Annotated in this window: 10 protein-coding genes; 4 read left to right on the top strand and 6 right to left on the bottom strand. The window is 71.3% G+C overall.

What is annotated here, in order from left to right:
- Nucleotides 1–13: 13 nt before the first annotated feature.
- The 4 genes from ACFWW9_RS12490 to ACFWW9_RS12475 are packed head-to-tail and all read right to left on the bottom strand — an operon-like array spanning nt 14 to nt 3,793.
- Complete coding sequence (locus ACFWW9_RS12490) at nt 14–661, bottom strand: VOC family protein (protein ID WP_390375286.1); 648 nt, start codon at nt 659–661, stop codon at nt 14–16.
- Nucleotides 658–1,728 carry a Gfo/Idh/MocA family oxidoreductase gene (locus ACFWW9_RS12485; RefSeq protein ID WP_390375284.1) on the bottom strand — a complete coding sequence of 357 codons (1,071 nt, stop codon included), beginning with the start codon at nt 1,726–1,728 and terminating at the stop codon, nt 658–660. Before ACFWW9_RS12485 ends, ACFWW9_RS12490 begins: the two co-directional genes overlap by 4 nt.
- Nucleotides 1,725–3,056 (bottom strand): salicylate synthase, encoded by a 1,332-nt coding sequence (locus ACFWW9_RS12480; RefSeq protein ID WP_390375281.1) that lies wholly within the window; start codon nt 3,054–3,056, stop codon nt 1,725–1,727. The genes ACFWW9_RS12485 and ACFWW9_RS12480 overlap by 4 nt, the downstream gene beginning before the upstream one ends.
- A complete protein-coding gene (locus ACFWW9_RS12475) occupies nt 3,053–3,793 on the bottom strand; it encodes a thioesterase II family protein (RefSeq protein ID WP_390375278.1) in 741 nt (246 codons plus the stop codon). Before ACFWW9_RS12475 ends, ACFWW9_RS12480 begins: the two co-directional genes overlap by 4 nt.
- Nucleotides 3,794–4,387: 594 nt before the next feature.
- On the opposite strand from ACFWW9_RS12475, the gene abc-f reads away from it, so the two are divergent.
- From abc-f to ACFWW9_RS12460, 3 genes are read left to right on the top strand one after another with little or no spacing between them, the layout of a single operon-like run.
- Complete coding sequence (abc-f, locus tag ACFWW9_RS12470) at nt 4,388–6,016, top strand: ribosomal protection-like ABC-F family protein (RefSeq protein WP_390375276.1); 1,629 nt, start codon at nt 4,388–4,390, stop codon at nt 6,014–6,016.
- Nucleotides 6,009–7,595, top strand: coding sequence for an ABC-F family ATP-binding cassette domain-containing protein (locus tag ACFWW9_RS12465; RefSeq protein ID WP_390375273.1), 1,587 nt, complete (start codon nt 6,009–6,011; stop codon nt 7,593–7,595). Before abc-f ends, ACFWW9_RS12465 begins: the two co-directional genes overlap by 8 nt.
- Nucleotides 7,596–7,643: 48 nt before the next feature.
- Entirely contained in the window at nt 7,644–8,717 is a 1,074-nt protein-coding gene (locus tag ACFWW9_RS12460) for an aldo/keto reductase (RefSeq protein ID WP_390375270.1), read from the top strand.
- 18 nt (nt 8,718–8,735) lie between these two features.
- Here ACFWW9_RS12460 and ACFWW9_RS12455 read toward each other — a convergent pair whose 3' ends face one another.
- Both ACFWW9_RS12455 and ACFWW9_RS12450 read right to left on the bottom strand, forming a co-directional pair.
- Nucleotides 8,736–9,335, bottom strand: coding sequence for a TetR/AcrR family transcriptional regulator (locus tag ACFWW9_RS12455; protein WP_390375267.1), 600 nt, complete (start codon nt 9,333–9,335; stop codon nt 8,736–8,738).
- Between the two features lie 33 nt (nt 9,336–9,368).
- Entirely contained in the window at nt 9,369–10,352 is a 984-nt protein-coding gene (locus ACFWW9_RS12450; protein ID WP_390375264.1) for a LacI family DNA-binding transcriptional regulator, read from the bottom strand.
- 124 nt (nt 10,353–10,476) lie between these two features.
- On the opposite strand from ACFWW9_RS12450, the gene ACFWW9_RS12445 reads away from it, so the two are divergent.
- A complete protein-coding gene (locus ACFWW9_RS12445) occupies nt 10,477–12,390 on the top strand; it encodes a discoidin domain-containing protein (protein ID WP_390375261.1) in 1,914 nt (637 codons plus the stop codon).
- The last annotated feature ends 175 nt before the right edge of the window (nt 12,391–12,565 follow it).

Below are 12,565 nucleotides of genomic sequence, written 5' to 3'. Positions count from 1 at the left end.
GGTCCTTCGCTGGCTAGGGGGCGAGCACGACGGCGCCGTGCAGCAGTGCGGGATCGAGGGCGCGGGTCAGTCCGGCGAGTTCGACCGCGCGGACGCGGGTGGTGTCGGCGGGCCGGGTGGCGAAGCCGTCGTCGGGGCCGACGAGGCGGTCGAACACGGCCCGGTCGACGTGGCCGATGTCGACGTGGACGCGGCTCACGCCCGTGGCACCGTTGGGATGTGTGATGGCGGCGGGGTGTTGCGGCGGGTCGTACGGCGTGACCAGGAACGGCACCCGCTCGTTGCGCGGGTAGGCGAACGAGAACCGGGTGGTGGACCCGTCGGGTTTGGTGCGGGTCCAGCCGACCTTCCGGCCGAGGTCCGGCAGGTCGAGGTCGTCCGCGAGCAGGGCCGCGTCGCAGAACCCCTCCTCGGACCGCGCCCAGCGGGTCATCCGCGCACCCGAGCCCCGGCCGAACGCCAGGTCGAGCGGCCACTTCGTGAACCGCGCGCCCGGCGGCGTCGTGAGGATCTCGACGATCGGCCCGGAGGCGAACCAGATGTGCGCGTGCCGGGCCTTGCGCTCGGCGGACGCGTAGTCGACGACGAACCCGAGGTCGCGGAAGTCGCGGACCGCGCGGTGGAGGTCGTCGACCTTCAGCAGGACGTGGCTGCACCTCATGCGATGTCCTTCACGGCGAGGAGGTCGGCGAGCGGGATCTCGTGCGGCACAGGGGGTCTCACCAGTTCGGGCATCCCGAGCCGGGCGGTGAGGTCGCTCCACGCGCGGCTCACGCCCAGCGCCCACTGGCCCGCGCGCATCCGCCGACCGGGCTCGGCGACGTCCCGGCGCAGGTCGTGCAGCGCCGTGGCCACGGCGTCGGGCCACAGGTCGGCGAACACGGCGTGGTAGGTCCCCGGCGGTTCGTCGCCGAGCACGACGGTGCTGGGCACGGCGAGCCGTTCGGTGCCGGGCCCGGCCATCACCAGCCGTCCGGTGTCGTCCCGAGGCGAGTGCAGGCGCGGGTTCCACAGCACGGGGCCGTGCGTGTCGGCGAGGGTGAGCACCCCGCCCTCGCAGCCGACCGCGATCCGGTGCAGCAGGAACGAGTGGTTGTCGGCGTCCTCGGGGTGCACCTGGTTCTGCACCCGCAGCGTCACCGGCACCCCGCCGACGACCGCGTGCAGCGTGCTGAACGGCTGGCCCGGCGCGGTGGTCGCCTCGCCGAACTCCCACGGCCGCAGCCCGCCCGCGACCCGGCCCAGGACGTCGAGCAGCGGGTAGGCGACCTGGCTGTTGCAGGCGGCGTCGACGAAGTCGAGCTTCCCGTTGCGCCGCAGCACGTCCACCGCGGCCAGGAACCGGCGGACCGGCCGCAGGCTCGGGTAGAGCGTGTGCACGGCGTAGGCGGCGTTCCCGGCGCGGGCGGCGCGCAGGCAGACGGCGATCTCGTCGGCGTGCACCGGATGTTCCTGGAGCACGGGGATCCCGCGCCGCAGGAACGCCAGCGCCAGGTCCGTGCCGGGTCCGCCGAGCGCGCCGGACCGGACGACCACGCAGGCCACGTCCACGTCCTCCGGCACCTCGTCGGCGCTGGTGAACAGGGGCACGCCGTACCGCTCGGCCGTGGCGCGCGAGTAGTCGCCGCCACGGGCGACGACGCCCGCCAGGGTGAGGTCCGGGTCGCGGGCCACGGCGTCGAGGTAGATCCGGCCGAACGCCGTGCCCGCGACCACGACTCGGGTCACGACGCGGCCGCCCGCACGGCGGGGACCTCGGCCACTTCGGCGACCAGGAACCGGGAGACGCTGCGCAGCTTCTCCACGGTCTCCTCCAACTCCCGCTCGGGCGTGGACTGCGCGACGACGCCCGCGCCCGCCCGCAGCCACGTCCGGCCGTCGCGGCGGAACACGCTGCGCAGCACCAGCGCCGCGTCCAGCGCGCCGGTGGAGTCCACGGTCAGCACCGCCCCGCTGTAGAGGCCGCGCGGCTCGGCCTCGGCGCGGCGGATCGCCTCGCACGCCGCCGCCTTCGGGATGCCCGAGGCGGTGACGGCCGGGAACAGCACGGCGAGCGCGTCCCACGACGTGTGCCCGGCGCGCAGCCTGCCCTCGACGTCGGAGGCGAGGTGCTGCACGCTGCCGCGCTCCTTGACGGACATGAAGTCGTTGACGCGCACCGAGTTCGGCGCGCACACCTCGGCCAGCTCGGCGGCGGCCAGTCGCACGGAGATCGCGTGCTCGAACACCTCCTTGGCGTCCCGGTACAGCTCCTCCCGCCGCGCAACGTCGAGCAGCGAGTCGCCGTCGAAGGCCCGCGTCCCGGCCAGCGGCTGCGTGCTCACGACACCGTCCGCGCCCACCCCGGCGACGATCTCCGGGCTGAACCCGGTCGTCTCCCAGCCGCCGAGCCGCAGCAGGAACGACCGCGCGGGGTCGTTGCCGCGCCGCCCGGTGACGTAGGTGGCCGGGAAGTCGACGTCCTCGTCGACCGGCACGACCCGCGACAGGATCACCTTGTCGAACAGCCCCGCGCAGATGTCGGCGACCGCCGCCGCCACGGCGGCCAGGTAGTCGCGGCCGTCCTCGCGGATGTCGACCTCGACGCGGCCCGCGGGCGGCGGCACGTGCTCGGCCGCGTCGCGCAGCCGTCGTTCGAGGTCGTCCAGCTCGGCGGCGGGTGCCATGAGCACCGCGATCCCGTTGTCCAGCCGCACTTCCCGGCGCGGCACCGCGAGGTAGGCCAACGGGCCGCCGGGCAGGTCGTGGCCGTGCAGCACGTGGCTCAGCTCGAAGGTGGCCCACCCGTAGGCCCGCCAGGTCGGGGCGCCGATGGCGGCCAGCGCCTCGGACACCGACGCGAGCACCCGCCCGTTCGCCGGGAAGAAGCGGCGTCGTGAGCCCTCGACGAGCGTGCTGCCCTCGGCGTGCGCGCTGACCGACGCGACCTCGCCCTCGGCGTAGGCCACGACGCCGTGGTCCTCGTACACGACGTAGGAGTCGGGGGACCCGGCCGCCAGCGCGGCCGCCGTGGCCACGGGATCGCACACGAACGGGATCCGGCGTTCGACGGTCACGGTCGTCCTCTCTTCGGGGTGGCCAGCTCCAGCACGGCCGGGGCGTGGTCCAGCAGGTAGAAGTGCCCGCCGGGCAGGGTCCGCAGGGCGAACGGGCCGGTGGTGTGCGCGGCCCACAACGCCGCCTGCGCGGCGTCGACCTCGGTGTCGTCGTCCCCGATCACCGCCGTGACCGGGCAGCCCGGCTCAACGCCGGGCGCGTGCCGGTAGGTCTCGGCCAGCCGGAAGTCCTCGCGGATCGCGGGCAGGAACACGGCACGGGCCTCCGGTATCGCCAGCAGCTCGCCGCCGGTCCCGCCGAGCCGGGCCAACTCCGCCACCACGGCGTCGTCCGGCAGCAGGTGCACGGCTCCGCTCGGCGGGTCCGACGGGGCACGCCGACCCGACACCACGAGTCCACTCAGGACCCGGTCGTGCCGGACCTCCAGCAGCCGCGTCACCTCGTACGCCACGAGCGCGCCGAAGCTGTGTCCGAACAGGACGGTCGGCCGCTCGTCGAGCGCCGCGACCGCCGCCGCGATCCGGGACGTCAACCGCGCCATCCCGTCCGCGAACGGCTCGGTCAGCCGGTCCTCGCGACCGGGGTACTGCACCGCCACGACCTCGACGTCCTCCGGCGCGGCCGCGCCCCAGGTCCCGTAGAAGCCCGCCGAGCCCCCGGCGTGCGGAAGGCACACCACCCGGACGTCGGACCGGGGCCTTGGCGTGCGGCACCGCAACCACGGACTCGCGAACACGCCGATCCACCTCCCCTCGCTTGATCACGGACGGCCACGAAAGCCATCACCCGTTCGGGCATGATTGGAAACGATAGTCGATGTCGATAAGGAAGCGATAATGCGTCCTCACGCATCGGTCCATCCACGTCGACCCATCTCCCGAAGGCGCAAAACCCTTCGCGCACAACAACTTCCACCCACCGAACGACCACAGGGCGAGCCACGCCAGGCGGTCGAATGTAGGTTAGCCTAACCTCACTTTCTGTCGAGCGGCATCACTCGGATGGATCAATCGGTCTGCACGAAGGGGCAGCTTTCCTGCCCGGAAGGCACAATCCGTGAGGATCTTTCAACTTGCGCGGACCGCAAGGACCTCCCCGCGACCGCCGGAGCGAGACGACGGTCACCCGTGGACGGTCGCGCGTCACAGCCACCGCGGGAGGCGAGGCCGGGGCGCGGTTGGTAGGGTCGGGGTGTGGCAGGTGAAGACGACATCTCCGGGTGATTCCCGGTAGGAGCAGGCCCCGGCGCGACGCCGCAGGGCCGCCTCAGTCGTCCCCAGCACACCAGCGGAGCCCCGTGGCCCGCTCCACCTCCTGAGGTCTCACCAGCATGTCCGACGCCTTCGTCGTCTGTTCCGCCCTGTCCTTCTCCTGGCCGGACGACACCCCCGTCTTCGACGGCCTGTCGTTCTCCGTCCCCGGTGGCCGCACCGGGCTCGTCGCCCCGAACGGGGCCGGGAAGTCCACCCTGCTCAAGCTGATCGCGGGCGAGCTGCGGCCGTCGTCCGGCGGCGTGTCCGTCGACGGCGTCCTCGGCTACCTCCCGCAGGACCTTCCGCTGGTCGCGGGTCTCTCGGTGGCCGAGGTGCTCGGTGTCGCCCCGGTGCTGCACGCCCTGCGCGCGGTCGAGTCCGGCGACGTCGCCGAGGAGCACTTCACCACGATCGGCACCGACTGGGACGTCGAGGAGCGCACCCGTGCCCAGCTCGACCGGCTGGGGCTCGGCGAGATCGACCTCGACCGGTCCCTCGACACCCTGAGCGGCGGGCAGGTCGTGTCGCTCGGGCTCGCGGCCCAGCTGCTCAAGCGGCCGGACGTGCTGCTGCTCGACGAGCCCACCAACAACCTCGACCTGGACGCGCGGCACCGGCTCCACGCCGTGCTCGACGACTGGCACGGCTGCCTGCTCGTGATCAGCCACGACCGGGAGCTGCTCGACCGGGTGGACCGGATCGCCGAGCTGGACGGCGGCGAGATCCGGTTCCACGGCGGGAACTTCACCGACTACGAGCGGGCCGTGGACGCCGCGCGCGAGGTGGCGGAGAAGAACATCCGCACCGCCGAGCAGGAGGTGAAACGGGAGAAGCGCGAGATGCAGCAGGCGCGCGAACGGGCGGCCCGCCGGTCGAGCAACGCCGCCCGCACCCTCGGCAGCGCGGGCCTCCCCCGGATCTTCGCCGGGACCATGAAGCGCAACGCGCAGGAGTCCGCGGGCAAGGCGGACGGCACGCACGCGGCCAGGGTCGGCGCGGCGAAGGAGAAGCTGGACCGCGCCGAGCGGGCGTTGCGCGACGACCAGAAGATCACCCTGGAGCTGCCGAAGACCGCGGTCCCGGCGGGCCGAACGCTCTTCCTCGGCGAGGCGCTGCACGCCCGCCGCGGCGAGCGCGACCTGTTCCAGGGCCTCGACCTGGCGATCCGCGGGCCGGAGAGGATCGCGCTGACCGGACCGAACGGGTCCGGGAAGTCGACGCTGCTGCGGATCGTGCAGGGCGACCTCACCCCGGTGAGCGGTGCCACGACCAGGGCCGACGGCCGGATCGCGTACCTGTCCCAACGGCTCGACCTGCTCGACGACGAGCGGACCGTGGCCGAGAACCTGGCGGTGTTCGCCCCCGAGATGCCGCCCGCGCAGCGGATGAACCTGTTGGCGCGCTTCCTGTTCCGCGGGTCCAGGGCGCACCTCCCGGTCGGCGTGCTGTCCGGCGGGGAACGGCTGCGCGCCACGCTGGCGTGCGTCCTGTACGCCGAGCCCGCCCCGCAACTGCTGTTGCTGGACGAGCCCACCAACAACCTCGACCTGGTCAGCACCGGCCAGTTGGAGAGCGCGCTCAACTCCTACGAGGGCGCGTTCGTCGTCGTCAGCCACGACGAGCGCTTCCTCCGGGAGATCAGGATCGACCGCAGGCTGCGACTGGAGAACCACGTGCTGATCGAGACGGGCGCGCCCGATGCCTGAGACCGCGCTGATCGCCCACGACCTGGTGCGCGACCTGGGAGGACGCCGGGTGCTCGACGGCCTGTCCCTCACCGCCGCACCCGGCAACCGCGTCGGCCTGATCGGCGAGAACGGCGTCGGCAAGTCGACGCTGCTGCGGCTGCTCGCCGGGGTCGACGACCCCGACCGCGGCAGCGTCGAACGCCCGGACGACCTCGGCTACCTGGGCCAGGAGATGCCGTACGACCCGCGGCTCCCGGTCTCCGCCGTGCTCGACGACGCCTTGGCCGAGTCGCGCGAGGACCTCGCCGAACTCGACCGGCTCGCGGGCCTGCTCCACGACGAACAGCACCTCGCCGAGTACGCCGACCGGCTGGAACTGGCCCAGCGCCGGGAGTCCTGGGACGCCGACCGGCGCGCGGAGACCGTCCTCTTCGGACTGGGCCTCGGCGGGCTCGCGCACGACCGCACCCTCGGGACCCTGTCCGGCGGGCAGCGTTCCCGGCTGTCGCTGGCGGCACTGCTGGTCCGGCGGCCCGCGGCGCTGGTGCTCGACGAGCCGACCAACCACCTCGACGACGCGGGCGCGGCCTTCCTGGAGGCCCGGCTGCGCGAGCTGCCCGGTGTCGTCGTGGTCGCCAGCCACGACCGGACGTTCCTCGACGCCGTGTGCACCGAGCTGATCGACCTCGATCCGGCGATCGACTGGCCGACGCGGTTCGGCGGCGGCTACAGCGACTACCTGGCGTGGAAGCGCGCCGAGCGCGACCGGTGGCTCGAGCGGCACGCCGACGAGCAGGAGCGCTTGACCGCGTTGCGGGACACCCTCGGCGTGACCGCGGGCCGGTCCATCCCGAACCGGGTGAAGAGCGACAACGAGAAGATGGGCTACGGCAACGCGGCGGGCCGGGCGCAGGCCCGGATCGCCCGCCGCGTCCGCAGCACCACCCGCAAGCTGGACGACCTGGAACGCCGCCAGGTCGACGCTCCCCCGCTCCCACTCCGCTTCCACCCGGAGGCGGTCGCCGAACAGGCCCCGGACGAGGTGCTGGTGGCGTTGCGGGAGGTCCACGTGCCGGGCAGGCTCACCGTGGCCCGCCTCGACGTCACCGCCTCCGAACGCCTGCTGGTCACCGGCCCGAACGGCGCGGGCAAGTCCACCCTGCTGGCCGTGCTCGCGGGCAAGCTCGACGCGACCGGCGTGGTCCGCGCCCCGGATCTCCGAGTCGGCATGCTGAGCCAGGACACCGCCTTCAAACGCCCCGAACGCACCGCCCGCGAGGCCTACGACGCCGTTCTGGGCCCGGCCCGCGCCGAAATCGTCCCCCTCGACTCCCTCGGCCTGCTCGACCCGTGGGACACGGACAAACCCGTGGGAACTCTCTCGGTGGGCCAACGCAGACGCCTCAACCTCGCCCTGCTCGTGGCCCGCACCCCTCAACTCCTGCTGCTCGACGAACCCACCAACCACCTCTCCCCCGTCCTCTGCGACGAACTGGAGGAGGCCTTGGGCGCGGGCCCAGGCGCGATCGTCATCGCCAGCCACGACCGAAGGCTCCGCTCCCGCTGGCAGGGCACCGAACTCCACCTCACCCCCTAGCCCGTTTCTGTACTTGCCGGTCCATTTCCAAATGCCCACTCTGGAGGCATGTCACTAGACCAGTACTTCCTGTTGGGGCGTTCCGGCCTTCGCGTCAGCCGGTTGACGCTGGGCACGATGAACTTCGGCACCAGCGGTTTCCACGCCGCGTACGGCAAGACCGAGGACGAGGCCCGGCCCATCTTCCAGCGCTACCTCGACGCGGGCGGCAACGTCCTCGACACCGCCGACTTCTACACCGCGGGCGAGAGCGAGACGATCCTCGGCAACCTGATCGCGGAGACCGGCACCCGCGACCGGCTCGTGCTCACCACGAAGTTCACCAACAGCGTCGACCCCGGCGACCCGAACGCGGGCGGCAACGGCCGCAAGCACATGATCCGCGCCGTCGAGGCGTCACTGCGCCGCCTGCGCACCGACTACCTCGACCTGTTCCTGCTGCACACGTGGGACCGCGTCACCCCCATCGACGAGGTGCTGCGCACGTTCGACGACCTCGTCAAAGCGGGCAAGATCCGCTACGCGGGCCTGTCGGACGTCCCCGCCTGGTACGCCGCCCGCGCCCAGTCGCTGACCGAGGCGCACTCCCTGGTCCCGATGATCAACCTCCAACTCCCGTACTCCCTGATCGACCGGGCGATCGAGGTGGAGCACGTGGCGGCGGGCCGGGAACTCGGCCTCGGCATCACGGCGTGGAGCCCGCTCGCGGGCGGGTTCCTCACCGGCAAGTACCGCCAGGGCTCGGCAGGCGACGGCCGCTTCGGCAACAGCGGCGAGTGGACCGAACGCCAGTGGGACCTGCTGAAGACCCTGGAGTCCGTGGCGGACGACCTGGGCGTGACGATGGCGCAGGTAGCACTGAACTGGGCGGCGACCCAGCCGGGGATCGCCTCCGCGATCGTCGGCGCGAGCAGCGCCACCCAACTCGACACCACCATCGCCGCACTCGACTTCGACCTGCCGCCGGAGCTGCGGACCGCACTCGACGAGGCGAGCGCCGTGCCACCGGAGTCGCTGTACCGGATGTTCACGCCGAACTACCAGGAATGGCTGGTCAGCACCGGCGCCAAGGTCGGCGACAAGCCAGCGGGCTACCACCCGGCCGTGCGCAACTGGGTGTGACCACGAGCGCCGGACGTCTCAGCCGGGACGTCCGGCGCTGGTCCTCAGGTAGTCGAGGCACAGGTCCATCGCCGCCTCCAGGTGCTTCGACGACCCGGTCGACATCAGGATCGCCACCCCACCCTGGATCGCCGCGATAACGGCTCCCGCCGCCCGGTCCGGGTCGACGTGACGACCGATCAGCCCGTCGGCCTGCATGTGCTCGACCCCCGCCCGCACCTCGCCCTGCCACTGGTCGAGCAACCGCCGGGTCACCTCCTGCGCCGCGGGCGTGTGCCGCCCGACCTCGGTGATCAACACCCCGAGCGGGCAGTGCACGCCCTGACGCCGGTACCGCTCGACCACGACATCCCGCCACTCCGCCCACGCGGCCCACGTCGTGAGCCGCCCGAGCTGCGGCTGCTGGTCCTCGATCACCCGATCGGCCTCCCGCTGCGCCACGGCCAGCAACAGCTGCTCCTTCCCCTCCGGGAAGTAGTGGAAGAGCTGACTCTTACCCGTGCCGCTCCGCGCCCCAACGTCCTCCAACGTGACCGCCGTGACGCCCCGCTCACGAATCTCGGCCGCGGTGGCGTCGATGATCCGCTGCCGAGTCGCCGCACCCTTCTTCGTGAGCACAGGCCCTCCCCGGTTTGTACTACCCGGTACAGGCTAACGGACGGGCCCGGTGGAATCCCGAACCACGAGCGACGTCGACAACTCCAGGTGCAACGCCTCCGGCCGATGCCCGTCCAACACCCGCACCAACTGGGTCACGGCGATCCGCCCCATCTCCGCCAACGGCTGCCGCACGGTCGTCAACGCGGGCGTGGTGGCCCGACTGAGGTCGATGTCGTCGAACCCGGCGATCGACACGTCCTCGGGCACCCGCAACCCCCGCTCACGCGCGGCCCGCAACGCCCCCACCGCAAGCTTGTCGTTGAAGCAAACGAGCGCCGTAGGCGGATCCACGTCGTCCAACAACTCACCACCCGCCCGCACCCCAGCATCCACAGTCGGCTCCACGTGCCGAATCCGCCGAGGATCAGGCAGCACACCCACGGCAGCCAGCGCCGCGTGGTGACCAGCCGCCCTGGCATCACTCGCCAACCACTCCTCCGGCCCCGCGATCACCCCAACACGACGATGCCCCAACTCCACCAGATGCGTAGCCACCAACCGCGCCCCGGAAAAATGCGCGGCCGACACCGCCGCCACATCCGGCGGCGGAGGCGTCCGCGGATCGACCACCACGAACGGAAACCCGGTCCGCGCCAACGCGACCAGCTGATCCCCGTCCTCCGGCGGCAGAATCAGAATCGCCGACCCAACCCCCACCTCATCGGGCAACGCACCAAGTGCATCACTCCGCTGGGCCGCCTCACCCGCGTCGAGCACCATCCGCAACCCGTGCAGCCGCAGCGTCTCCGCGATCGACGAGACGATCAACCCGAAGTAGTCGGTCAGCAGATACGGACACCGCACGTGGACCGCCCCACGCGGCTTGTCGTCCTGCCGATGCTTCTCGACAGCCTGGAGCACCAGCTCACGGGTCCGAGGAGCCACGTTGACGTGGTCGTTCAGCACGCGGGACACCGTGGCGATCGAGACCCCGGTTTCCGCGGCGATGTCCCGCACCCTCGTTCGCCGCTCCACTCGATCACTATAACCGCCGACCCCTGACCTGCCTCTTGACGCTGAACCCGGCCGACGTGTTCCATGATGGAACGACTTGTTACATCCTGATTGATGCCCTGTTACACATCGGGACGGGTGGCTCATGAGAAGAACCGCGTACGGCGTCGCGGCAGCAGTGGTCCTGACCTTGGCGGGCACGACGTCCGGCCAGGCGGCGGCCCCGAACCACGACACACCCCGCGCACGGGTGTGGGTGACAACCCCCGACCGGGCAGAACTGCTGACCGAACGCGACCCCGTCGCCTTCACCTCCAGCACGTCCACCCACCCCACGATCGTGGTCGACCCGAACCAGACCTTCCAACGGGTGGACGGCTTCGGCGCGTCCATCACCGACTCCTCAGCGGCAGTCCTCAGCGGCCTGACTCCCGCCGTCCGCGACGACACCATGCGCAAACTGTTCGACCCGAAAAACGGCATCGGCGTGAGCTTCCTCCGCCAGCCAGTCGGCTCCTCGGACTTCACGGCGGCAGCCCAGCACTACACCTACGACGACGTCCCACCAGGCCAGACCGACTTCCCCCTCAAGCACTTCACCATCGCAGCGGACCAACAACGCATCCTCCCCCTGCTACGCCAGGCAAAACGCCTCAACCCAGCACTCAAGGTCATGGGCACCCCGTGGAGCCCACCCGCGTGGATGAAGACGGGCGACTCCCTGGTCGGCGGCCGCCTCAAGGACGACCCAGCCGTCTACGACGCCTACGCGCGCTACCTGGTGAAGTACGTGAAGGCCTACGAATCCGCAGGCGTCCCCATCGACTTCCTGTCAGTGCAGAACGAACCCCAAAACCGCACCCCGTCGGCCTATCCCGGCACCGACATGCCCGTCGCACAGCAACTGAAGGTCATCGAGGCACTCGGCCCGAAGCTGCGCGTAGCCAGCCCCCGCACCAAAATCCTGGCCTACGACCACAACTGGCAAACCCACCCCGGCGACGTGGCAGGCACCCCACCGGGCTCGTCCCCGGAAACCGACTACCCGTACCAAATCCTCCGCAGCCCAGCAGCACGCTGGATCGCGGGCACCGCCTACCACTGCTACGCGGGCTCCCCAGCAGACCAGACCGCACTGCACAACGCGTTCCCCGACAAGGGAATCTGGTTCACCGAGTGCTCCGGCTCCCACGGCCCGACAGACCCACCGGCGAAGGTCTTCAACGACACCCTCCGCTGGCACGCCCGCAACGTCGTGCTGGGCACCACCCGCAACTGGGCCAAGTCGGCGGTCAACTGGAACATCGCCCTGGACAGCACCGGCGGCCCCCACAACGGCGGCTGCGACACGTGCACCGGCTTGGTCACCGTCCAACCAGACGGCAGCGTCACCACAGACGCCGAGTACTACACCATCGGCCACCTGTCGAAGTTCGTGAAGCCGGGCGCCACCAGAATCGCCAGCACCTCCTTCGGCACCACAGGCTGGAACGGCCAAATCATGGACACGGCCTTCCGCAACCCGGACGGCTCCACCGCCCTGGTCGTCCACAACGAGAACGACGCGCCACGCACTTTCGCGGTGAGTGTGGGCACCAAGCAGTTCGAGTACACCCTCCCTGGCGGCGCTTTGGCCACCTTCACCTGGCCACAGGACCTCCGGTCCCGCTACGACGCGGTCTCCTTGACCGGAGCCACCGCCACGTCCGTGCCCGCCGGCGAGGGCGCGGCGTTCATCGCGGACGACGACGCCTCAACGCGCTGGTCCAGCGGGGCCGCACAGGCAGCGGGGCAGTACGTTGAGCTGGATCTCAAGTCGCGCAAGCAGTTCAGCCGGGTCGCCATCGACAGTGGCGGCTACGAGGGCGACTACGCACGCTCGTGGCAGCTGTCGTCCAGTACGGACGGCACGACGTGGCGCACCCTGGCCACCGGCACCGCCACCGGCCAGCTGACCACTGTCGACGTCCGACCTACGTCGGCCCGGTACCTGCGCGTCACGTCGACAGGCACGGCGGCGAACTGGTGGAGCCTCGCCGACATCCGTCTGTACCGCTAGAGCCACGCTGGTCCCGGCCGCCTGTCGTCCGGGACCAGCGTGGCCGGGTCGTCCGCCTGCGGCTTCCAGCTTGGTCACCTGGCGGCTTCGATTCCCAGCCCGCTGTGTCCGATTTGATTTGGGGCCCCTAGATTTGCCCCTTGATCGGGCCAAAAGGCAGTGCCCCAAAGCCCTG

It is taken from the genome of Umezawaea sp. NPDC059074 (genome assembly GCF_042738955.1).
GTDB lineage: Bacteria > Actinomycetota > Actinomycetes > Mycobacteriales > Pseudonocardiaceae > Umezawaea.
The sequence above is the reverse complement of the archived record's forward strand: the minus strand, read 5'-3'. Positions and strand labels throughout refer to the sequence as shown.